Source organism: Oxalicibacterium sp. (assembly GCF_035565035.1).
In the GTDB taxonomy this organism is placed as follows: Bacteria; Pseudomonadota; Gammaproteobacteria; order Burkholderiales; family Burkholderiaceae_D; genus Oxalicibacterium.
In genome coordinates, this window is record NZ_DATMTD010000111.1 from 1 (window position 1) to 24,975 (window position 24,975).

At 56.3% G+C, this 24,975-nt stretch carries 10 protein-coding genes; 3 read left to right on the forward strand and 7 right to left on the reverse strand.

Going from position 1 to position 24,975, the window contains the following annotated elements; all coding sequences use genetic code 11:
- The 3 genes from VN114_RS11815 to VN114_RS11825 form a co-directional block, all read right to left on the reverse strand.
- Positions 1 to 739 (reverse strand): fumarylacetoacetate hydrolase family protein (locus VN114_RS11815; RefSeq protein ID WP_325515097.1); only part of this gene is annotated, 739 nt, incomplete at its 3' end.
- A gap of 226 nt (positions 740 to 965) precedes the next feature.
- Positions 966 to 5,090, reverse strand: coding sequence for an OmpA family protein (locus VN114_RS11820; RefSeq protein ID WP_325515099.1), 4,125 nt, complete (start codon positions 5,088 to 5,090; stop codon positions 966 to 968).
- Positions 5,087 to 12,745, reverse strand: coding sequence for an SdrD B-like domain-containing protein (locus VN114_RS11825; RefSeq protein WP_325515101.1), 7,659 nt, complete (start codon positions 12,743 to 12,745; stop codon positions 5,087 to 5,089). The genes VN114_RS11820 and VN114_RS11825 overlap by 4 nt, the downstream gene beginning before the upstream one ends.
- 414 nt (positions 12,746 to 13,159) lie before the next feature.
- On the opposite strand from VN114_RS11825, the gene VN114_RS11830 reads away from it, so the two are divergent.
- From VN114_RS11830 to VN114_RS11840, 3 genes are all read left to right on the forward strand, one after another.
- Positions 13,160 to 14,863 carry a FecR family protein gene (locus VN114_RS11830; protein WP_325515103.1) on the forward strand — a complete coding sequence of 568 codons (1,704 nt, stop codon included), beginning with the start codon at positions 13,160 to 13,162 and terminating at the stop codon, positions 14,861 to 14,863.
- Positions 14,864 to 14,897: 34 nt separating this feature from the next.
- A complete protein-coding gene (locus VN114_RS11835) occupies positions 14,898 to 17,285 on the forward strand; it encodes a CHASE2 domain-containing protein (protein ID WP_325515105.1) in 2,388 nt (795 codons plus the stop codon).
- Between the two features lie 66 nt (positions 17,286 to 17,351).
- Entirely contained in the window at positions 17,352 to 18,056 is a 705-nt protein-coding gene (locus VN114_RS11840; RefSeq protein ID WP_325515107.1) for a response regulator transcription factor, read from the forward strand.
- A gap of 49 nt (positions 18,057 to 18,105) precedes the next feature.
- Here the strand turns inward: VN114_RS11840 and VN114_RS11845 are convergent, their stop codons facing one another.
- From VN114_RS11845 to VN114_RS11860, 4 genes are all read right to left on the reverse strand, one after another.
- On the reverse strand, positions 18,106 to 18,816 hold the full coding sequence (locus tag VN114_RS11845; protein WP_325515109.1) for a response regulator transcription factor: 711 nt from the start codon (positions 18,814 to 18,816) through the stop codon (positions 18,106 to 18,108).
- An 8-nt stretch (positions 18,817 to 18,824) separates the two neighbouring features.
- Positions 18,825 to 19,877, reverse strand: a complete 1,053-nt coding sequence (locus VN114_RS11850) for a hybrid sensor histidine kinase/response regulator (RefSeq protein ID WP_325515111.1) — start codon at positions 19,875 to 19,877, stop codon at positions 18,825 to 18,827.
- 129 nt (positions 19,878 to 20,006) lie between these two features.
- Complete coding sequence (locus tag VN114_RS11855; RefSeq protein WP_325515113.1) at positions 20,007 to 23,516, reverse strand: response regulator; 3,510 nt, start codon at positions 23,514 to 23,516, stop codon at positions 20,007 to 20,009.
- Complete coding sequence (locus tag VN114_RS11860; RefSeq protein ID WP_325515115.1) at positions 23,513 to 24,838, reverse strand: ABC transporter substrate-binding protein; 1,326 nt, start codon at positions 24,836 to 24,838, stop codon at positions 23,513 to 23,515. Before VN114_RS11860 ends, VN114_RS11855 begins: the two co-directional genes overlap by 4 nt.
- Positions 24,839 to 24,975 lie beyond the last annotated feature (137 nt).

The window sequence follows — 24,975 nt, forward strand, 5'->3', positions numbered from 1 at the left end:
CGCCACGAACGACTGGGCCGACATTTTCCGGCGTACCGGAATAGATGATGTCACCCGGCTTCAGCTCGAATGCTTTCGACAGATTGCTGATCTGTTCAGCGACCGACCAGATCATGTTTTTCAGGTCGGAGCTTTGCTTGACCTGACCATTGACCTTCAGCCAAATCTTGCCTTCGGTGAAATTGCCGATGCTTGCCACCGGATGCAACGGGCCGATCGGCGCCGAATTGTCGAAGCTCTTGCCGATTTCCCACGGCTTTTCTTCCTTCTTCATCGCGGCCTGCAAATCGCGACGCGTCATGTCCAGCCCGACTGCGTAACCGAAGACGTGCTGCAAGGCGGTTTCGACCGGAATGTTTTTGCCGCCCTTGTTGATGGCCGCGACCAGTTCGATCTCGTAATGGTAGTTCTTCGTCAGTGTCGGATACGGATGATCGACGGTCTTTCCGGGCGCGACATACTGGACGGCATCGCTCGGTTTCTGGAAGAAGAATGGCGGTTCGCGTGTCGGATCGGAGCCCATTTCACGCGCATGCGCCGCATAGTTGCGACCGATGCAGTAGATACGGCGGACGGGAAACTGTTCATTGCTGCCGACGATGGGGATCGTCGCTTGTGGTACCTGAAAAATCGTTCTCTCCTTGTTGCTCGCCGTGGTCGGCATCGCACAGCCTGTCACGGCTCCCACCGTCATCAAGCCGGCTGTTTGAAGGATGCCGCGTCTGTTCATGTCAGTCATGTTGTCTCCTGGCTCCGTAGTTTATTGATGTCGTGCATGACCGGCAAGTCGCATGCCTGTTGTTCCGGCCATGGTCTGCATATATACACCGTTTCATGCGCGACGATGCATGAAAAATATGCACGTTTATGCCCAAGGACCGTACTCCCGTTTTGTCGCGATGCAGCATGACAATAAAAAAGGAGCGATGTTTCCATCGCTCCCTTTCCTTCGAGCCAACTGCTTGCTAGTACGTCGCCAGTACGTTGACGAAGAAGCCGCGGCTGCGGTACGACAGATCGGTCAGATCGTCCGAGTAATCGGTGAAGTTGTAACCGACCCCGGCCTTGATGCCCTTGTTGAAATGACGATAGAGTCCGACCAGTGCGCCAGCCTTGGAATCTTCCGCCTCGGTCGCACGCAGATTGCGCAGTTCGACCAGTGCATCCCATTCCTTGACCAGATGGAAGTCCGCACGCAGGATCCACAGATCGGCACGGCTGGAGAACCAGTCGCCGCCACCCGGCAAGCGCAACTCACCGATACGGAATGCGTATTTGCCGCCAACCGACAGCCACGGATACAGATCGTAGATCGTATCGATCGAGAAGACCTGGCTGCGCTGCGCATATTCATCGTCGAAACCGGAAGCGGCAACCTGTCCTTGTGTCGGCACATTGTTCAACACAGTGTATTTGAACAAGGTGTTCCAGCGGTCGTTGTCAATCGGGCGATAGGCACTGCCCAGAACAAACTCGGTGTAGTCGCCGTCGACGAATGCACCTTGTGTGTTGCTGTTGCGCGCCAGGTTCAGCTTGCTCATGACGCGCCACGATTCATCGACCTGGTAACCGAAGGTATTGCGCAGCAACCATGTCGTGTTGTCGCCGGACAGATTGCTTTGGTCCTTGCGATACTCGACGCTGCCACCGTACTTGATCTTGCCTTCCTTGTAGCCGACCGATACGCCCAGCGCCTTGCGATCGAGGTCACCGGCCAACGGATCCGACACGGTACCGTACTCGACCTTGCCGCCGTAGCTCCAGCGATCGTTCGGCGACCAATCGGCACCGAATGCCTGCGTCAGGCTTTCCGGTCCTGCGCCGTTGGCGGCACGACCTTCACCAAAAACGCGCAGCTGATCGGAAACACGTGTGCTGGCGCCCGATACCAAGGTTCCCTGACGTCCGCGATAGGCGTAGTTCGGATTCTCGGTTTCCATCGCATAGGTCAGATAGGCATTGCTGCGATCCGATAGACGATAGTCCGCACCGATCTTGCCGCCGACACCCTGATTGCCATCGGACGCTTCGCCGATCAGCTTGACGCGTTCGGTCAACTGATACTCGCCGCCGAGGCCGGCGCGATTGTTCGGATCGCGCGTATCGTCACGCTCGACCGTACCCTGCACGTAACCGTACGCCGCCCAGTCTTCCTTGTCGCCCGGCTTGCCATCCTTGCGTTCCGGACGATAATCGGCTCGTACCTGTACGTCGGTACGCGTGCCGGTTTCAGACAGCAGTTCGCTGGCGTTTGGCGTGACATTGCTGCGATCGTCACGGCGCGTGCCGACAGCCACTTCCCATTCAGGATTGACGGTCTGACGTACTGCGACTTCCGCACTGTCTGCGTCCTGATAGTCGCCGTTACGCTGGTCCGCCTTCACCTGCACGCGCGTGCCCGGGCGCACTTCGACATCGGCCGCGACGCCCTGCTGCTTGGTCGCCTCGCCGAAAAATCCGATCTGACCCGGTGCCGAATAACCGGCATCCTTGTCCTGCACATAACCTGTGATCTTGCCCTTCATGCTGTCGGTGACTTCAGCCAGATCGACCGAGCCTTCAACACGTTTGGCGCCAGCACTCTGGATGCCGCCATTGTTCACCGAGTTGAAGCCGAAACCGCCGGTGATCGATGTCTGCGTATCGGTACCCGGACCATCGGAATGCGCAGCCTCGAACTTGACCCATGTTCCCGGCTTGTAACGCAAGGTACCGTCAACACCCTTCAGCGTCTGGCTCGCGCCATCTTCACCCTGATGGTAACTGCTGATACCCAATTGCAGATGATCGTTGAACCACTGGCTTGCGCGCAAACCGGTCGAGAGATTATCCACTTCCGACACACCCGGTACGTATTCATACGTGGTGACGAGGAACAGCGGATTGCCGCTCAATGCCGAGGTCGAAATCAGGCCCGAGCTCGCCGCCGTCATCGACAATGGCGAATTCAGCAGGATGCGACCCTGCAGATAGTTGATGTCGTAGTCCTGCACCGGCGTCAGTTCGCGACGTTCGATGACCATGTTCGAATCCTTGTCGCGCACCTCGACCCACACGCGTTCCGAACCCTGCGTGATGTCCAGATGACGCAGGTAGTACAACGAACCGCCGGTACCGCGGAACTCCTCGCGCGCACCGAGCGTGCCCGGATCGGCGATGAAGGCATCGACCTGCGTCTGCTTCTCGCCGTACGTCGTCGTGTCATCCGAGCGATGCTTCAACTGCGCACCGTACAGGCCGCGCGAATACTGCATCAGTTCGGTGCCGGTCCACGTCGTCTGGAAATTACCCCACATGACCTGCGAGTCGCCCTTCTGCAACTTCACAAAGAACTTGCCTTGCGTCGGTGCATCGTCGACCGTCGTACTGTCGTCGCCGTAAACCGGGTAATACAGATTCGGATCAATGTTGCGCAACAGGTAGCGCGGGTCCTTGCTGGTGAAGTTGGTGAACATTTCGTTCAACGGCGCCTCGCGCGTATCAGCCGATGCGGTCAGCAGATATTCGCCCTTGATCTTGCCCTTCAGGTAGAAGGCAGCGCGGCCGTCGACGAACACCTTTTCATCGTAATGCTGCGTATCGCCCGTCACTAGCTGCGCAGGACCGGAAACACGATTCTTGCCGACCGTCAGATCGCCCAGTGCCAGATAGAACCAGTCATCTTCCGGAATGCTCAGATTGCGACGGAAGATTGCGGCGCGGCCGTCCGGCTCTGTCACCTTGATGGCGACCGACTGCGGACCGGCCGGCATGATCTGCTTCATTGCAAACTTGCCGTTTATATCGACTGGCAGTTCCAGACCGAGTGCTTCCACGCGCTGGTCGGGACGCAGATGCGTGCCATTGACCGTCACCGTGCCGCCGCTGACCGGAATGTTGCGCAAGGCAAGGCTGTTCTCGCCATAGCCTGCCAGGCGTTCACGTTCGATCCTGTCCGTGTCTGCATTTTTTGCCATCGCACGATTGAGCAGATTCAACGGCTTCATGCTGGTTTCGTTGAAGCGGCCCTGTGCATCGTAGACACGCAACAGATAAAACACCTGATCATCTTCCGTCTTCTGCGGCACAGTCCAGTTCGTCACACCAGTCCACGAAACAGGCAGAACCTCGAACGGTTTTTCCTGCGGGTTCTGACCGACCCTGAACAATCTCAATTCCGCTTTCTGAATCCATGGAATATAGTTGGCCCATGCACGGAATTCGACCTGCTCGCCCTTGACCGCAGCATTCGGAGTCGCCCATACATTCATGACCGGATCGATCGCCAGACTGTCATAGCGTACCTGGATGTCGGCCTTCTCCAGCGCGACGTCGGTGCAGCGCTGCGCATCGGCTTCATTCGTTACAGACGTATCGACCGGTTCGCCGTCGATCGTGATGCGAAACGGCACATCCGGATTGCCGACTGATTGCGGCGAGCATTTCGCGCGTGCCGCCGCGACGGCAACCGGTGCCGGATCAAACCAGACCTGCAGCTCGACACGACGATTCTTCGCCATGCCTTCCGGCGTCGCATTCGACGCGATCGGACGGCTTTCGCCGTTACCTTCGATCGAATAGGTGATCGCCGGATTGTTCAACACCTGCTTCAGATAAGCAGTAACCGCCAGGGCGCGCGCTTCCGACAAACCCTGGTTGTCGCGGAAGATGCGTTTGGCATTCGGCGACAGGCGCTGATTATCGGTGTGACCAACCACCGCGATGCGCATGCCGGAGATTTTTCCATTGCGAGCCTGGATTTCTTTCGCCAATGCGTCGAGCGATGCCTTGGCCGGTGCCAGCAGATCGGCCTTGCCGGATGCGAACAGGCTCAAACCCTTCGCTTCCTGCAAGGACTTGCTGACATCCGACTGTGTTGCCGGTGTCTGCGATGCACGTGCACGCATCGCGATGGCTTCTTCCCGCGTCACGCCGGACGGCATCGGATAGGCAACGATCGGTTGCACTTCCGTCGGTGCAGGAATGCCGTATCGATCGATGCGGCCGTTATCGACGCGCTTGCCGCTGTTGACCTGATCAAGCGCGAGGCCGGACGAGCTTGCAAACAACATGCTCACTGCGAGCGCAATAGTGTGTGGACGAAGATTCATTGCGCCGCCTCCATTTCCGTTTCAATCATCAGCGGAACAAGCGGTTTGTCGTCCTCCTCTTCCTTCTTTCGTTTTTCCTTCCACAATTCGCGGATACGTTTGCTCACCACATCGATGCGTTTCTGCGCCAGATCGGTTGGTTCGGCGCCTTGGCGATAGGCAATGCGCAATACCGACGGACGTTCCTGCAATTGCGCAGGCAGCTTGTCCAGCTCTGCTGCATACGCTGTCTGCAGTTGCGTGCCGTTGCCATCGAATGCCGCCGCCGACAATTCCACACGCACCACACGATGCACGGTCGCGCCGAAATTGAGCTTGGTCATCTTGCCTCGGGTGACGCGCACATCACGCGGATTCTCGGTCGTGACGCGGTAACCGGAAGGCAGCGTGCGCTCGTCGAGTTTCATGACGAAGTTGGCACCGCGATCGGCATTCGGGATGTCCGCACACGCCACGTGGAACCGGCCTTCGTGATCCGTCGTCACCAGCAGGCCGCGTGCTGTTGCAACGCGCACGTTCGGAATGCCGGGCTCGTCCTGATCCTGATAACCGTTGGCGTTCTTGTCGTCGAAGACCTTGCCGATGATGTCCGAGCAGTCGAATGTCGGATCGGGTACGACGCGGACGGTAGCGGTGGCGAGATTGGAAACCTGTGCGTTGGCGATACTGTTCAATGCAGAAACGCGATTGACGTACTCTCCCTCCGAGACACCGGCACCAACCACCATCAACATGCGCCAGACCTTGCGTTCACCGGCGGTGAAGGCTTGATTTTTCCATGTCAGATTGCGACCTGTAACAGTCGGCTCGATATTCGCGCCATTCAGCGTTGAAGAACCCTTTTTGTAACGGAAACCGGCAGGAATGGTGTCAACCACATTAATGTTCGGCAACGCAGCATTCAGCGTATTGGTCGCCGTGATCGTGTATGGCACCAGATCGCCGCGCACGACGTTGACCAGTGGCGTGCTCTTCGTCATCACGATCGCACCACCCAGAATCGGATCGAGCGGAATATGATTGTTGAGAACGTTGGCCGAGGTCGGATCCAGCACGAACGTGAAGTAGTGCTGCGTACTGCTCGCTCCAGCAGCCAGTCCGGCCGATGAGGTCGGACAGGCCGCAGGGTTATGCAGCGGTGCAGCAGCTGACGGTGCTGTGATGCTTGTCTGCACCAATGCCGGATCCGGAATGGCGCCAACATTGAGTGAGGCACTGCACACCGGAATCAGACTCGATGGCTGTGGCAGATAGCCGCCCGGATAAGTACTGATCGTCAGCGTATAGGTACCCGCCGGTGCGCCTGGATTCAACAGGAACTGATACAGACCATCGATACCGGTCGTGAAATTCGCATTGCCGCCAACCAGATGCGTTGCTGCATTGAAGCCCGGCGGACCACTGATCGTGACCACTGCACCGCCCACCGGGTTACGCGTTACGGCGTCATACACTACTCCGGCAGGATCAAGCGGCAGACTTTGTTGCGGATACGTTTCTCCGGACAACAATTTCATGTCGCTCAACGTACCGTCGGTCGCCTTCGCTCCAGCCGGATTGCTTGACGTTGCAGTGCCATTGTTGAATGGTGTTGCCGCTTCATTCGGCACGGCGTTACCAAAAATCATGCCGGTTGTCGGATGACGGAAGCGCACCTGATAACCCACTGCCGGATTCACTGCCGGGAAGTTATAGCCGCCGGACGTATCTGTCGTCGTCCTGTCTACCACGACGCCGTTCAGCAGCAGTTCAACTTGCCAGCCCTGCACCAGTGCCGGTGGCGATGTATCGTTGTTTACGCGATCGTGATTCAGGTCGAGCCAAACGTGGCCCGATACCGCAGCAGGCTTGGCAACGGCAGTAGGATCGATTGCCGTGTTGTTACTTTCAAATCCGGGGGGCTCGCCACCACCTGAAACCTTCGCGGTGTTCACCAGAATTTGTCCGGCCGTGCCGGTTGCAACCGCAACACGTACAACAATGTCGGCAACGGTTCCACCGTTCGCATTGATGACTGCATTCGTGTTACAGGTCACGCTGGTCACCGAATTTGTACAGTTCCAGACTCCTCCGCCATTGACGGACAGTGCTGTCAGACCTGCAGGCAAGGTGTCGACGACCGTGACCGTGCCGCTAGTCGCCAGTACGCCGACATTCGATACCTTGATGGTGTACAGGCCTGAAGTCGAACCTTCGGCAAGACTTGCCGGCGAGTGCGATTTGGCAATTGCCAGATCCGGCGCATTGCCTGGGATTTCGGCGAAATTGTTGCCGGCCGAAACGGCATTGGCACCCGTCAACGGGATGTTCGCAATTACTGAAACCGGAACTGACGGTGCTGTCGGCGTACCGCCTGTACTGCCCGCAATCGTTTTACCATTGGTCGTGCCCGGCGCTTGCGGTGCCGGTTGCGTCACCGTGTACGTACCTTCCGGCAGATCGACAAAACTATAGCTACCGTCAGCAGCCGTGGTGGTTGTCTTCGATACCGCATTGCCGCTGATATCCGTTCCCGTCAGATTGATCGTCTGGCCGCCGATACCGTGGTCGTTGCCGTTCACCGCACCGCTGTCATCGAAGTCCAGAAACACCTGACCCGAGATCGTGCCGCCGTTCGGCACCTCCGCAAAGTTGTTACCGGCCGATGTCGTGTTCGGCGGCAGGATGATGTTCGAGATACGGCTCGGCGTCACCGTCGTTGCGGTTGCCGTGCCAGCCGTGCCGCTATTCGGCACAGCGCCGGGCGTCGTGATGCCGTTCGATGTAGCCGGCGGCTGCGTCGGCTCCGTCACTGTGTACGTGCCAGGCTGCAAGCCAGCAAAACTGTAGCTGCCGTCCGCTGCCGTGGTCGTCGTCTTTGATACGGCGTTACCACTGCTGTCAGTACCGGTCAGTTGAATGGTCACATTGGCCAGCGGATCGTCTGCACCGTTCTGTACGCCGTTGTTGTTCTGATCCTTGAACACGATGCCGGAGATTGTCGATGTGCCGACTTCGGCAAAGTTGTTGTTAACCGAACCCGCACTCTCGCCACCCATGCCATCAGCGTTCAACACGATGTTGATGATCTGGCTGCTGGTCGCAGTCGGATTGGATCCCACCCCCGATGTGCCGGTACTGCTGTTGATGCCACTGATTGTGCCTGCCGTCGTGATGCCGTTGGTCGTACCGGTAGGTTGCGGTCCCGGCTGACATACCGAATATGCGCCGGCCGCCAACGGCGAAAACAGATAATTACCCAACGGGTCGGTGGTCGTGGCCGATACCAGTGCACCGCCACAAGTCGGACCGCTGTGCAGTTCGATCGTGACACCGGCGATCGGCGTATCTAGGCCGCTCTGGAAGGTGCCGTTTGGCGCGACATTGTTATCCTTGAAAACCTTGCCGGAAATATAGGCTTGCGTGCTGATCGTCAGCGTCGCATTGGCCGGTTCCTGGTTGTTGCCCAGGGAAGTCTTCAATGCACCGGCCGGAATATTGTTGGTATGGACGCCCGCTGCCACACCCGTCACGTTGACACTGATCGTGCAACCGCCAGCAGGAATCGTGCCGCCGTTGTTCAGACGAACCGTCGTTGCGCTGGCCGCAGCCTGCACCGTTCCAGTACAGGTCGATTGCACGTCAGGCGTTGCCGCCACCCGTATCTGGCCTGGTGCGGTCGGCAACACATCATCAAAGTTTGCCGTCAGCGTCATCGCCGAATCGTTGTCGTTACCGATCACGATGCTCAGGCGCGAAATACCATTTGGCGGAATGACTGCCGGAACGAATTGCTTGCCGACAGTTGGTGGCTTCGACACGATCAGGCTGGCGCGCGTTGGCTCCTCGTTGGTGACACCTTCATTGGTCACCACGCTTTCTGTGTCGATCGCGTTGGTGTACGTGCCGGAAATATTGCTCAGCACATTGACCGTTACGTCACACGAACCATTTGCTGGAATCGTGCCGCCAGTAAAGCGTATGCTGGTTGCAGACGGCTCCGCAATCACCGTGCCGCCACAAGTGTTGCCTGCAGCTGGTGTATTGGCTACGACCAGATTGGTCGGCAGATTGTCGGTCAATGCCGCGCCGGTCAACGGGGATGCGTTCGGATTGCCGATGCGAATCGTCAGAGTCGCAGAACTGCCTGGTGCCTTGCTGTCGGAACCCGTCGTGAAGCCGGCTGGGTTACCCATATCCAGTGTCAGATTGCTGAATGCCTTGTGTACGGTCAGAGGCTGACGCGCACGCAACGTATCGGAGGTCGGTTGGGTGTTGGTGACGTTATCGCCACCGGCCGACGCCGTGACGGCACTGGCAGGAATCGTGTTGATATAGTCACCTGCCGACGCAACGAGCACGTCGATTTCTACTTGGCAGCTTGCCGCACTGGAACCATTGGCAGCAGCAATCGTGCCGCCATTGATCGTTACCGACGTCGACGTCGACGTGACATTACCACCGGCACACGTTGTGGTCGGATTCGCACCGCTCGGCACCGTCACACCGGACGGCAGCGTATCCGTTACCGCCAGATTGCTGATCGGTTGTGCCAGCGCGTTATAGAACGTGATGCGCAGGCGTGAACGCTCACCCGGCTTGACGACGTTCGGTGTGAACTGCTTGACGATACCGACGTTGGCGCTGATCGCCAGACTGGTTGTCGCCGGGTTCGAGTTGCTGAATCCCTGATCCGTTTCCAGAGCGCCGGTCGGAATCGTGTTGGTATTACCGCCTGTAACGGTTGACGTCACGTTGGCAGAAATCTGGCAGGTTGCATTGGCGGCGAGATTTGCGCCGGTCAAGGTGACCGAATGCCCGTTCGGTTGTGCACTGACAAGGCCGCCAGGGCAATTCGTCTGCGGTTCGGGATTTGGTGTCAGTACCCAGCCGTTATTTGCCGTGCCCGACGTTCCGTCTGTAGTGAAGTAATCGGTAAAGCGCAAATTGGTGACAGCATTGGTGCCGTTCGACACGTTGATGGTCAGCCGACTAATTTGTCCAGGGAACGTCAGCGAACTGATCGAGGTCGCCTTGCTGATCGACATGCCGGTCGCCGGTGCGAATGCCAGTACGCCCACCACGTTTGCGACATTGCGTACGCCGCCATCGGCGGTGATCGTGTTGGCCGGAATCGTATTGGTCCAGTTGCTGTTGCCAGTTGCGATCACATCGAACAGCAACGCGCAGTTACCACCACCTGCAATGTTCGCACCGGTCAATGACACACTGTTCGCGCCCGGCGTCGCCGTCACGGACGTATTGCCTGAACAGGTGGAATATGCGTGTGCCGGATCGGCGACCGTCATGCCGGTCGGCAGCGGATCGGTCAATTGCACATTGGTCAGCGCCAGATTACTGGAGTTGGTCAAACGAATCGTGACCGTCGATTTACCGCCGGACGAAACGCTGGCCGGACTGAAACCCTTGGTTGCCGTCAGCGCCGATGTATAGGTAAGTTGCGCGGTATTGGTCGTGACCGGGCCGGCAGTCTGCGTAGTACCATTGCCGTAGCTCTGGGTTCCACCGACCGTGGCAGTATTCGGAAAAACACCTGCCGGGCCGACCACGTCGACCTGCAATATGCAACTTCCGTCAGCACCCATGCCGTTGTTCGCACGCGCTTGTATGGTTCCGTTGTTCATGCTGACCGACGTCGCCCCGGCAACTGCCGTGATACTGCCGCTACCGCAAGTCGTTGCGGCATTCGGCGGATTGGCGATACGCAGTTGTCCGCCCCCACCGCCCGAGTCGAGTTGCAAGGTGTCGGAAATCGCAACGTTCGTCAGTGCATTCGCCGAACGGTTACCCAGCGTGATCGTCATGCGAACGATCGTTCCTTCCGGGAAGCTGTGCTGTCCAGGTGACGATTCCGCGAATGTCTTGGTTGCGGTCAATACGTCGGCATTGGTCTGTGTCGATGTCGTGTTCGACGAACCGCCGTTACACGTTGCACCGCTGTTGTAGCAAACGCTTCCTGCCGGCAGTACGTTACTGCTGGAAGCAATCGGCGTCGACGACGCCATGGCCCACATCGTGACCGTGCAGGAACCAGGATTGTTGGCATTGCCGCGACCGCCAACTGCATCGATCGTCAGTTGAGGTGCCGTGCTGCCGACCGTGCTCGGAGAAGTAACCGCCGTACAACTTCCAGAGACAGTCGGCGTGTAATTGACACCGTTGATCGTGCCGGTCAAATATGTCTGGCCTTGCGTAAAGGTATCCGTGATCACGACGTTATTGACTGCACCCACGCCGAAGTTCTGCACGGTGATTTGATAACGGATCGGATTACCTGGCGCGACAAAAGTCGGCGATACGCTTTTCAGTACACGCAGATCGTCGAATACGAGAATGTCTGCCGAAGCAGCCTGGCTTTTAATCGCCGGGTTACCGACATTGACCGCACCTTCCGGGATGTTGTTGGTGTAGGTGACCGGTACGCCCGTCGATTGCACGTGGCCGGTAAAATTGACCGTGACCGTGCAATTTCCGCCAGCTGGAATCGAGCCCCCGGTAAGTCGTACGCCCTTGTTATTGTTGATAGCCGTCGCGGCACCACCGCACGAATTCGATACCGAATCGATCGTCAAGCCGGTAGCGGCATTACCACCGCCGATACCATCGATCGGACTGTCATCAAAACTAGTGATACTCAACGCACTATTGCCGCTGTTGCTAAGCGTGATCGTCATGCTGTCGCTCTGTCCATTCGACAGTTGCGAATGCGAGAAAATCTTTGCGATGCTCAACGGTGAACGCACTGTGATGTCGTCCGTCGCATCTGCCTGAGCAGCAATGCCCAGGCTGTTGATGAAACCCGTCGTGCGATCGATTCGATTGGTCTGCGTACTGGAATACGTACCGTTCGTCTGCGCCGCATCCACATTGACTGTGTAACTGCAACTGCCATTCGCAGGAATCGTGCCGCCGGAACTTGTGATGCTGCCGTCACCGACGGCCGGAGCGAACGTACCGCCACAAGTGGTGTTGGCAACCAGAGGCGTCGCCACCTTGATCGTCGACGGGAAGTTATCGGTAATGCCGACACCGCTCATCGATACCGGATTCGGATTGTTCAACGTAATGACCAGCGATGTCGAAGCACCACCAAGAATCAGCGTATTGCTACTGAAGTTCTTGCTGATCTGCGGACGAGACAACGCGCGAATCGTGAATGTCTGCGATACATTGCCAGTGTTCGTGCCGCCGCTGCTGCTGACGGCGCCGTTTGCCAGCTCATACGCATAGCTCGTCGCCGTACCGGTTGAAGTCCCAGCGGTCACTGGAATGTCGATGACGCAACTTCCATCCGTGCCCCCGCTTGCCTGCGGGATCGTACCGTTCACCAGAGAGAGCGCTTGACCGTTCAAATTCGCCGTGAACGTGCCGCCGCAGGTACTGCTCGCCGCCCCGGCAACTTTCAATCCGTTCGGCAAGGTACCAGGCAGCGAATTGCTGAAAGCAACACTGGTTGCAGCTGCCGCGTTATCGTTGTTCGATAATGTGATGCGCAACGTTGCAGTCTCTCCCGGATAAATCCCTTCCGCCGGCAGGATGCCTGTCACCGACGCGGTCACTGCGGCAAATACCGCAGGCGACAATCCCATCGCGATGGCAAGAGAAGCAGAGCGGAGAAGCGGAGCAATTCGAGACGAGGTTCGTACGTGCGACATGGCAGTCAGTTCCAGTGTGTGAATATGAGAAATATTTTTCTTGCGCGACTTTCTCTTGCACAAGATTTCGGATTGGGAATATAAAGATTCCCCTTCTCATGCACACCGAAAACATCGTTAACATTTGCAAACGGATGTGAACTTCCAACACTGCGAGATACGTGATGCAATTTCCTGAAAGGAACTAATTAGTACAAAGACAAAATGTTAAAAGCCGAGGATATAAATGTGAATTGGGAATGCATTGAGTCAAAAAAGAAACATCGTCATATCGCCCTCTTCAAAATTTGCAAAAGTTAACGTTGTTTCTCTCTAAGTCACAGAGCGCTCTACCTATAATCCTGCGAACCCTAAAAATTGTTTTTCAGAAAGTGCGATGTCGTCGCAGGGATAGGTACAGATCAGAGGAAACAAGTGCGCAAAATCTTCACCGGTGTATTGCTGTCCGTTGTTGTCAGTTCATCTGCCTTCGCAGAACCCGAATCCCCCGATACCAATGTCCGCATTACCAAAGAAGGCGTCTGGTATTCCGTATCCCGTGATGAAACGCTCTCCACAATTTCGCTTAAATTCACCGGCGAAATCAGTCACTGGCGTGCAATCGGAAAAACGAACAGCATCGAGAACGACCGCACTATTCCGATCGGAAAAAAGATATGGATCCCGGCGCGATTGCTGACGCCTGTTTCCACTTTTGCAAAGATCAGAAGTTTTTTCGGCCGGGTCGCGATTCGCAGCAGCGACGGCACGAACATCGAACCGAAAATCGGCGCGCAGTTAAAGGAAGGCGACACGCTTACAACCCCAGCCGACAGCTTCGTCTCGCTTGTGCTGGACGACGGAACGCAATTCACGTTGCCGCCGGATAGCTCGCTCAACCTGCGCCTTCTGCGCAAGACGCAATACATTCAAAGCCCGCGCACCGAGTTGTATTTGCAAAAAGGTCGTGTCGAGTCGCAAGTCACGCCATTTACCAAACCAGACAGTCGCTTTGAAGTGTTGAGTCCGCTGGCTGTGTCTGGCGTGCGCGGCACGAACTTCCGCGTGAATTACGATGACAAGCGTGTGTTCAATGAAGTCATTGAAGGCAAGGTATCCGTGCAGCCCGATGCGGCAAAACGCAAGTCGGCCGGCCAGCTTGTTGCTGCCGGCTACGGGACTGTTGTTGAAAACGGCCAGGCACGCAAGCCGGTTCCATTGCTTGCCGCACCGGTACTGGCCGATGGTTACCAGAACCAGGAACGTCTGCCAATCCACTTTTCACTGGCTCAGCCACAGGCTGCAGCATTCCGTGTCAGGATTTCCACCGATCTCGCTGGCGAGAACAATATTGCCGAGGCTGTTGCTGCAGCAAACGATGGCAAGGCCATGCCAAAGGTTGGTGATCTGGAAGACGGCGATTATTTCGTTCACTACAACGCGGTTGATGCAAACGGCCTTTCGGGTATTCGCAATACGTTGCGCTTCCGTGTTGCAGCGCGCCCGTTCCCACCGTTTCTGCAGGCACCGGGAGCCAGGTATCAAGGCACCGGAACGGATCAATTGATTCCGGTAATCATGCAGTGGTCACAGGTCGATGGCATATCACGTTATCGCTTGCAGATCGCCGGCGATCCGGCATTTGGCAGCCCGCTTGTCGATCAGGCAATCGATACTGCAGGTCAGGATCAAGGCCGCCATGTCGCACAGCTGAAAGCCGGCACCTATTACTGGCGTGTGGCTTCCATCGTCAGCACGAACGGCACGAGCCGTCAGGGGCCGTTCGGTGACGCAAAAAAGGTCGATGTAATCAAGAGCCAGAGTGCTCCGGCAGTGACGCTTGGGGAAAAGGACATTCACTTCACATGGAGTGGATCGGAAGGACAGCACTTCACTTTCCAGGCAGCCGACACATCTTCATTCGACAAACCGTTCGTCAGCATCGAGACAGCGCAACCCGAAGTTGCCATCCCGCGCCCCGATGCAGGCATCTATTACGCACGTGTTCGCAGCATCGACGCAGACGGTTTCGTCGGCAGCTTTTCCCCGGCACAAAAATTTGTTGTGCCGATTTACTGGCAAACAGGATATGGCGTTCCGCTGCGTTCACAGGACCAGCCGCTCGGCACTGGTTTCTGACACCGATATCACGTCCGCCTGATTCCCGCCTACCATGACGCCTCGCCCGTACATTGCCAGTTCGCCGCTCAAACGCGAATGGCGCATCTTTCTGATGCTGATACTGGCTTGCGCCGCACTGCTTGGTTATGTACGCGGCATCGGGCAGACCGATCGTCTTATCTACGACAATCTGGTCAAGGTCACACACCGCCCGGCCATCGGCCAAGTCGCGATCATCGCCATTGACAAGGTCAGCATTGCAAGTCTGGGGCGCTGGCCCTGGGAGCGTCGTGTTCATGCCGATCTTCTCGATATCCTGTCGCGCAGCAAGGCGAAAGCGATTGGCATGGACATCATTTTCTCCGAGCCTGAAACAATCTCCGATGACGATGCGTATCTTGCAGAAGCCATCGAAAAAAATCGTCGTGTCGTCCTGCCCGTCCTGGTCGAACGCACGTCGACTGGCTTGCAAACAACACTGCCACTGTCGCCGTTCAAGACTGCCGCACGTGGTCTCGGCCATACCCATTTCACCTTCGACGCGGATGGCGTAGTACGCAGCGTCTTTCTGCAGGAATCGCTGCAGGATACCGCGTGGCCGCAATTCGCCGTTTCGATCTTCAACGTCGGACGTGACGTGCAGGACGGGCATGTGAAGGCAGGATCGCAAGACGTTGAAAAACTGCGTACAGACGGATTCACTACAGGACACTACGCTCCCGACAGCCTGCTGCATCACCATTTTCTGGAACGCATCCCCTTTGCCGGTCCGCCGGGTCATTTCTCGACAGTGTCGTATATCGATGTCCTGTCGGGCAGAATTCCTCCTTCCTTCTTCGATGGAAAATACGTGCTGATCGGTGCCACCGCTGCCGGTATTGCGTCAATGTTCCCCACGCCCGTAACGACCGAACAGCGCGTGATGTCCGGCATCGAAGTCAACGCCAATATTCTCGCCGGCCTGATCGAGAAACGCGGCATACGCGATGCAGCGCGCTGGGAAGTCGCGCTCTTCACCGTCATTGCGGCGTTTGCAGCCCTCTTCGTCTGCCGTTATTTTTCACCGTTCAGTGCGCTGGGCATGACGGCTGCGCTGCTCTGTTTTGTCAGTCTGGCGACCTATGCCATCTTTCTCGCAGAAATCTGGTTGCCGCCTGGCGCGGCGCTGCTGATGGTGATTGCTGTCTATCCGCTATGGAACTGGCGGCGACTGGAGGCAGCGCTCACCTATCTGGGAGAAGAATTCTCGCGTCTCAATCAGGACGCCACAATGGTCCTGCGCCAACGCAATGAAACCGGCATACAGGACAATTCCGATTTCCTCGATCGCCAGATCAACGCCATCCGACTTGCCGCAGACCATTCGCGCGACATGCATCAGTTCGTCATCGACAATCTCAACAGCATGCCGGATGCCACGCTGGTGCTGTCGCAGAAGATAGAAATGCTGATGTACAACCGTACCGCGAGCGAGTATTTCAAGACAATCGGCCTGAACGAGTCGAATGGTCCGCCGGACATCTACGAAATCTTCTCTCATTTCGATCAGCCGATGGATGCCGGAATACGACGTACGTGGTGCGAAGTCCTACTTCATCCGACCGAGGGCGGTCGTACCGCAGAAAGAGAAACACGCGATGTCAACGGACGCGAGTTCCTGATCAAGTCCGCACCATCGCGCATGGAAGATGGCACGACGCTGGGATGGATCATCTCGCTCATCGATGTGACATCGTTGCGGGCAGCCGAACGTCGTCGTGAAGAAAGCCTCAACTTCATCTCGCACGACATGCGTGTACCGCAATCATCAATTCTTGCGTTGATCCAGCTGCAAAAGAATCCCGCGACCGCCTTCGCCATGCCGGAATTTCTTTCGCGTATCGAACGGTCAGTGGAAACGACATTGAATCTCGCTGAAAACTTCGTGCATCTCGCCAAGGCAGAATCGCAGGCTTATCAATTCCAGGAAACCGATTTTGCATCGATGCTGGCAGAGGCAGCAGACAACATGTGGGCCTTCGCACACAGCAAATCGATCGATATCGTCGTCGATGCCCAGACCGATAATCTCTGGCTCAACGTCGATCGTTCACTCGTGGTTCGTGCACTGGGGAACCTGCTGTCGAATGCCATCAAGTTCAGCCCGGAAGATTCGCGCGTGATCTGTACTGCTCGTCCGGCGATTCGTTCCGGCGGAAATTACGTGCGCTGCTGCATCGCCGATCAGGGACAGGGCATCGATCCATCCAAGCACGACATCATCTTTTCTCCATTTCTCCGTGCGGACGAACAGGGTCGTGACGGCGTCGGCCTCGGCCTTGCCTTCGTCAAGATGGTGATCGAACGACACGGCGGCAAGATTGACCTCACCAGCGCGCCAGGTGCAGGCAGTGCATTTTCCATCACCCTGCCTTGCATGATCGAACCGGTAGAGGCATGAGATGAAACATAAACAGACAGGCATGACAACCGTCCATAAAAGAACTAGAGCAACAGGAAACAACCGATGAAAATAGCCACACTGGAAGATGATCCAATTGAATCGAAATTGATCCATCAAATCGTAACCGCTGCCGGTCACGAATGCGCAACCTTTCATGAAGGGAAAACACTGATCGCCGCCTTGCGTCAACAAGTGTTCGATCTGCTGATTCTCGACTGGCACTTGCCGGACATGACCGGAAAGGATGTCATCGAGTGGGTGCGTGCCAATGTCGGCGAAGACATCGTCGTGATGTTCCTGACGAATCGCGTACTGGAAGAAAACATCGTCACTGGTTTGATGGCAGGCGCCGACGACTACATGACCAAACCGATCCGCGAAGCCGAACTGTCGGCACGCATTCATGCGCTGTCAAAACGAATTCGCCAGCTTCCGCAAACAGGTGCCATGGCCGCCCCTGCGATCAACACGATTGAAGTGGGTATCTTCAGCTTCGATCTGTTTCGCAAGGCCGCCACCGTACGCGGAGAGCCGGTGGATCTGAAGCCGAAGGAGTTCGATATCGCCGTCCTGTTCTTCCAGAACGTCGGTCAGTTGATCTCGCGGGAAAGAATCATGGAAGAAGTCTGGGGTCGCGAGTTGATGATGACGTCGCGCACGCTGGATACCCATATGTCACAGGTCAGAACCAAACTGCAATTAAAGCTGGATAACAATGTGCGTCTGACCACGGTCTACACGATCGGTTATCGTCTCGACGTGTTCTAGGCACTGCTTCCTCACGGCAGCATGACTACCTATGCTGTCGTGACGACTTTTACAACAGATCAAGTCGATAGCCGAGCGTATAGACGGTCGATAGTTTGACGCCGTTCTCCGGCTTGAACATCAGTTTGCGACGCACCTGCGAAATATGCGTATCAATGGTGCGCGATGTCATTACCAGTTCCCTGCCCCATACGCTTTCCATCAGCATCTGGCGTGACACGATGGCGCCGACATTTTTCAGCAGCGTCAGTGCGATGCCGAATTCCTTCGGCTTCAGTTCGATCGTTTCGCCGCGCAGTTCGACCGTGTGCATCAAGTGGTTGAGCCGATACGGGCCGATCTGCATGACCGGTTCCCTTTCGCCGATTTCCCTTTCGCCGATTTCCTTTTCGCGCGGATGCAGACGGCGTCCCAGCGCGTGAATGCGTGCCAGCAGTTCTGCACCACGTATCGGCTTCAACATGTAATCATCGCCGCCCGCCATCAACGCCGCGACGATGTGTTCCTGCAAATCGTGATTGGAGAGAAACAGCACCAGCGATTCCAGACCCAGTTCGTTGCGTACCTTTTTCAGTACGTCGAACCCTGTCATGTCCGGCAGACGCCAGTCGAGAATCAACAGATCGAATCGCGAAGAAGGAAGAATCGCCAGCAAGGTTGTCCCGGTACCGAACAATTCGCATGCATGTCCGGCCTCCTCCAGCACCTGCCGTATCAGCCTGGCTTCATCGGGATCATCTTCAAGTACCGCGATATGCATGTCTTATCCTAGTTATTATCCAGCGCAGGCAGGGATAGACGAAAAACTGCACCGCCGCGTACACCGTTTACAAAATCGATGGTGCCGCCATGCTGGTCAACGACGGCCTTGACGAACGACAGGCCGAGACCCGCGCCTTGCTGCAACGGCTGATCTGCGCGATAGAACGGCGTGAACAGCGACGCCTGATCCTTCTGCGCAATGCCCTCGCCCTGATCGGCGATCTCGCATACCACGCGTGTCGAAGATTGACTGCGATCCACCGTCAACCGGCACGATACGACCGATGAAGCCGGTCCGTACTTGATTGCGTTCGACAGCAGATTCGATACCGCCCGCACCATCAGCGAGCGGTTGACGTTCACCGGATAACTCTCTTCTTCTGCATGCGTCTCGACGCGAATCGATTTCTTGCTGGCCAGCGCCCACATGTCGTCGGTGGCATCGGCAAATATGTCCAGGAAATTCTCTTCGTTGAAATGATAGATCTTCGATTCCGCCTTGGCGAGATGAACAAAGTCATCTGCCAGCATCAACGTGCTGTGGGCTGAACGTTCGATCTTTGCGAAAAGCTCGTCCAGATCAAGGGCCGTGCTGCTTTTCTTCTGCAGTTCGAGCAATGCAAGAATTGCCGATTGCGGTGCACGCATGTCGTGCGATATCAGGGTCAGTTGTTCACGGGCGCGTTTCAGTTCGACCTGATTTTCCACACGCAATCTGACGATTGCAGGACTGAAAGGCTTGGTGACGTAGTCCATCGCCCCCAGTTGCAGACCGCGGGTTTCTGCGGCGACATCGCCAAGTGCGGTAATGAAGATGACGGGAATGTTGCGTGTGCGGCGATTTTCTTTCAGACGTCGACAGACTTCATAGCCATCGATACCGGGCATCATTACGTCCAGCAAAATCGCATCGGGTTGTGACGAGACGGCGAGCTCTGCCGCCTTCTCACTCTCCGTCGAGAAAATGACCTCGTAATCGTCCCCGAAAATATCCGCCATCAATTCGATATTGGATCGTTCGTCATCAACGACCAGTATCTTTGCCTGCTGCACTCGCATTCTTGTCTTTCATGAAACTGTTCTCGGCATCAGTCGCTATGGTATATGCACAAGCGTCATGCACACCATCTGCTTTGCGCCGCATACAACAGTTTTCTTCCATGAAGATGCCATTCCAATATCGTTTATCTATTCTTTCGACGTGAATCTCGCAACCAGACGATCCACACGAACGAGTGCAGCGGGGAAAGCAAGCTGCTCAAGCGCCGCACTCAGTTCCTGCAGTTCTGCATCGACGCCGCAATGTTGCAATACCTCGGCGAGCGTCACAAAAGATTTTCGTGCCTTCAGGCTGTTGTTTGCGATATCGACGCGCAATGACGAAAGCTGTGCAACGATGGCTTTTCTTTCATCGTCTGCAAGAGTCCGGATATCCTGTTTTGCCAACTCTGCAGACGATGGCGCGGTAATCAACGTCGCCGCTGCTGCAAGCGCGGTATTCAGTGCCTGCTCAAACGGCACGAACAAGGCGCTGGCTTTTTCAGTATTGCCTCCGTGATAGGCACGCTCGATTGCATCTGCCACGTTGCGCAAGTCCTCTGCACCCAACGTTGCGGCCACTCCCTTGATCGTGTGGGCAAGTCGTTCGGCGTCCTCGTACCGCGCTTGCGCATGCAATACAGGCAGCTCGATTGCCGACTGACTGTAGCGTTCGTGAAAACTCAGAATCAACCTGCGTAACAATGTCCGCTTTCCATTGGTGCGAACCAGCGCGAGTGGAATGTCGAACGGCGGCAATTCATCCGGCACACCTTCTTCGTTGACGACAGGCTCTGCGAGAACACCCTCGTCCTCTTCAGGCCGCTGCTGACGCGGCTTGTCGCCCAGCCAATAGGCGAGCGTTTGCGTCAGCAGATCGGGATCGATCGGTTTCGTGATGTGATCGTTCATGCCTGCTGCCAGGCTTTTTTCGCGATCACCGCTCATCGCGTGCGCGGTCATTGCAAGAATCGGCAAATCGTCGAAGCGTGTTTCACTGCGAATCAGGCTCGCTGCCGTCAGGCCGTCCATTTCGGGCATCTGAATATCCATCAATACCAGGTCGAAAGTTTCCGCGCGAATGCGTTCAACGCCGATACGCCCGTTCTCCGCAATCTCGACACGAATACCGAGATCGTTCAGCAGTTCGATTGCCAGTTCGCGATTAAAAGGATTGTCCTCGACCAGCAGAATGCGACGCCCGGCCAGATTGGCAGGAATGTTTTCTCCCGACGACATGCGACGACTGCCCGGGATTCTGAACGGCGCATCATGTCGCAGGACGAACATTTCGGCAATCGTATCAATCAGGACGGATTCGTTGACCGGCTTGATCAGAAACCCGTCGAGACCGACATCGTTCGCCAGCGCCATCACTTCCTCGCGGCCGAACGCCGTCACCATCAGGATGGCCGGCAGGCGCGACAACGATGTATCGTTCTTGATACGGCGCGATGTTTCGATGCCGTCCATGCCGGGCATGCGCCAGTCCATCAGTACCAGATCGAATGGCGCACTGTCGCGTGAGGCGCTGTTGAGCAATGCCAGTGCGTCCTCACCCGATTCAACTGCCTGTACATCAAAACCGTTGGCAGCCAGCATCGTACGCAACACTTCGCGCGCATTGGCATTGTCGTCGACGATCAGCACGCGCTTGCCGCGCAATTCGGCAAGCCTTGCACCGATCCGCGCCGGTAGCGCGATATTGCCGATACCAAGCGACGTCGTGAACGAAAATGTACTGCCTTTGCCCGGTTCGCTTTCGACCCAGATGCGCCCGCCCATCATTTCCGCCAGCTGCTTGCTGATTGCAAGGCCGAGACCGGTACCGCCGTAACGACGCGTGATCGATGTGTCGGCTTGCGAGAACGAACGGAACAAGCCTTCAATCTGCTGCGGCGTCATGCCGATGCCGGTATCACGCACGTCGAATCGCAACATGACGGTTTCTTCATTGACCTGATCGGTTGAAACGGTCACGACGATTTCACCGCTCTCGGTAAACTTGACAGCATTGTTGACCAGATTGACGAGAATCTGCCCGAGGCGCAATGAATCGCCGACCAGATAACGTGGTGTCTGCGGCATGATCGCGAAGACGATTTCAATGCCTTTTTGTTCGGCCTTCAATCCGACGATGTCGGACAGATTATCCAGCAGCTCTTCGAGCGAGAATGTCATCTGCTCCAGCGCCATCTGACCGGCTTCGATCTTCGAAAAATCCAGAATGTCGTTGATGATATTCAGCAGTGCATGCGCCGAATAATCGATTTTTGTCAGATAGTTGCGTTGCTTCTGCGTCAGTTCGGTACGTTGCGCCAGATGCACCATGCCGATCACCGCATTCATCGGCGTGCGGATTTCGTGGCTCATCATCGCCAGGAAGGATGACTTGGCCAGCGCGGCCTGTTCCGCTGCCAGCTTGGCCAGTTCCAGCGCCTTCGCCTGATTCTTCATGTCGGTGACGTCGAGCCATACACCGTTGAACATCGCACCACCATCCGGCGTGCGACGTACGGTTGCCAGCGTTTTAAGCCAGAGTCGGCGCGAACCGTTTTCCACCAGGATATCGAAATCCAGCGGCTCCAGCGTTTGCACGCTGTTCATGATGCGTTGCGCGGCGCCGTTATCGTCGCCGTCCACTGCCTGCATCAGGCCGGCACCGACCGGCCCTTCGATCTTGCGCAACATGTCCACCGGTCTGCCATGCAGATCAGACGCCTTGTTACTGACGAAAAGAAAACGTCGCCAGCCATCAGCACGCACATGCATCTGGAATACCGCGCCTGGGATGGCATCGGTCAGATCGACCAGTTGTTCCGACAACCTGCGTGCCTCGGCACTGGCCGCTGCTTCCAGCGCCAAGCGGTCGGCGCGCTGCATCGTATCCCGGAACACCTTCAGCGCGTTTGCCATCTTTCCGACTTCGTCACGGCGCGTCGTATCGGCAATTTCATCGTTGTAATTACGATCGGTCAATCTTCCCATGATGTCGGCAAGATGACGGATAGGTCGCGAGATTTGCGTGATCGTCACATAGCCCGACAATGCCAGCACCAGCAGCAGGCCGATACTCACGCCCAATGCTGTGGTGACGATCGTGTTGTTGGTCGTTTCGCTGAGTCGTGTCGACGTTGTTTCAAAATTGTCGATCGATTCGTTACGCAATCCGTCCATCATGTGCTGCAGCGTGCCGAGCGACGGTTCGAAATCATCATGAATGATCACCAGTGCGCGATCACCACGCCAGCGACTGGCGTAATCGATGACATTGGCGGCGGAACTGAATACCTTTGCAGATTGCGCAGTGATGGCGTCAAGCTGCGCACTTTCGTGCGGGATCAGCATCTTGATTTCACTGATTTTTTCGCTGAACTGTCGATGCAGATCCGCCAGCACAGTCTGTCGCGAACGCATCTTTTCTTCTTCCTGCTCGGTCAGCACCGCATAAACTAGACGGCTCGAATAACCGAGATCAAGCAATGCATCGCTGATCAGCAACGCGCTGCGCGCCTCGTGCGAAATCAGCGAACGGTAATCACTGTCCACGCCTTTCATGTTGATCGTCGAATACACCGTGATGGCGATCGAAATGATCCCCAGCAGTCCGACCAGCAGGACGATCTTGATGGCAATACCGAGGTTGGAAAAGTATTTCATTTCCTTGGCGCGCTCCGAAGAGGGGGAGTATGGGAGGAAGTCCGCAGCACGTTCTTTAGTTCGTTGCCTGCGGTCGGTTTTTCACGGATGGCATTGCGCAATTCGATGACAGCTTGATCCGTACCGATCTGTCTCGTGAAATGACGTGTCACGACGTCGTAGATTGCCACCTTCACGGGAGGAATATTTGCATTCCCCATTGCGATCGAACCCATCATCGTGCGCCGCATGTTGGCACCGCGCATATCGGAAATGGCTTTCCTGCCGCAATAGTCGAACGCTGCAGTCGACACGTCGACACGTGCCGGCGCCGCGCCGGTCGCCACATTCAATGCTGACTGAAATGACGGTTGCATCATCGTGGAGGCCAGCGTCAACTGGGCATCACGGCGCTCTTTCGGCAACTTGAACATGATGAACTGATCGCTGTTGAACAGGAACACACCTTGCGTATCAGGAAAACGGAAACAATAATAATCCCGGTTAGGCACCAATCCGCGATGCGCAAACTCGCCGTCAACCCAGCTACCCTGCACCTGCAACAAGGCCTTTCCCTCGCGAACCATGTCGGTTGCCTGATCCCAGCGCCTTTTTGAAAAACCGGCGTCGATATAAGTGCGCAGCTTGCTCATTCTTTCGAAGATTTTTTTCAGCAATGCCGGTCTCAATGCGGCTGGATCGAGATCGATAAAAGCCTTGCGATAAAACTCCGCGCCGCCGGTCGATACTGCAACCGATTCGAACAGCAACGTGTGTTCCCACGCTTCACTTCCGATTGCAATTGGCAGCACACCAGCCTGTTTCGCCTTGTCCAGCAGAACGATCAAATCGTTCCACGTATCCGGTTCCTTGCCGCCCAGTTTATCGAACAAGGACTGGTTGACCCACAGCCAGTTCGTCGAATGGGCATTGACCGGCGCAGCAACCCAGTTGCCGTTGTATTTGGACAGCGCCTGAATGGCGATCGGTACCACCTCATCCCATTCTTCCTTGCGGGCCAGCTCGTTCATGTTGGTCAACAACCCCAAACGCGCCCAGGCATGAATGTCATGACCGATCATCTGTGCAGCGGTCGGTATTCGCCCGGCGGCAACACGTTCACGCAAAACATTCGTGTAACGCGCTGTTCCGCTACCGGCTGCAACACCTTCCTGCCAGACAAGTCCCCGCTCCTGCATGGTGTGCTTGATCACATCCATGCTGGCTCGCTCACCACCCGATACCCACCAATGGAAAACGTCGACTTCCTTGTTCTGCGCAAAAACGCTACCGGCCAATAAACCAGCAGAGACGCACCAGACAACAGACAGTAATCTGCTCAACCGAGTCATCGCGGCAGCTTGGAAAAAAGAAAAGGAGAAAGAAGGAACATGATGAAGCCAGGGAGATAACGGTCCGTCAAATCTCACGTGCGCCGAACAGCGCCAGCCAATGCTTGCTGATCGAGTGTCTTGAAAAC

What these genes read in the sequence shown, in the direction of transcription:
- VN114_RS11855 (WP_325515113.1), bottom strand. Translation starts at nt 23,516, where the DNA reads ATGAAATACTTTTCCAACCTCGGTATTGCCATCAAGATCGTCCTGCTG.
- VN114_RS11845 (WP_325515109.1), bottom strand. Translation starts at nt 18,816, where the DNA reads ATGCATATCGCGGTACTTGAAGATGATCCCGATGAAGCCAGGCTGATA.
- VN114_RS11850 (WP_325515111.1), bottom strand. Translation starts at nt 19,877, where the DNA reads ATGCGAGTGCAGCAGGCAAAGATACTGGTCGTTGATGACGAACGATCC.
- VN114_RS11825 (WP_325515101.1), bottom strand. Translation starts at nt 12,745, where the DNA reads ATGTCGCACGTACGAACCTCGTCTCGAATTGCTCCGCTTCTCCGCTCT.
- VN114_RS11820 (WP_325515099.1), bottom strand. Translation starts at nt 5,090, where the DNA reads ATGAATCTTCGTCCACACACTATTGCGCTCGCAGTGAGCATGTTGTTT.
- VN114_RS11835 (WP_325515105.1), top strand. Translation starts at nt 14,898, where the DNA reads ATGACGCCTCGCCCGTACATTGCCAGTTCGCCGCTCAAACGCGAATGG.
- VN114_RS11840 (WP_325515107.1), top strand. Translation starts at nt 17,352, where the DNA reads ATGAAAATAGCCACACTGGAAGATGATCCAATTGAATCGAAATTGATC.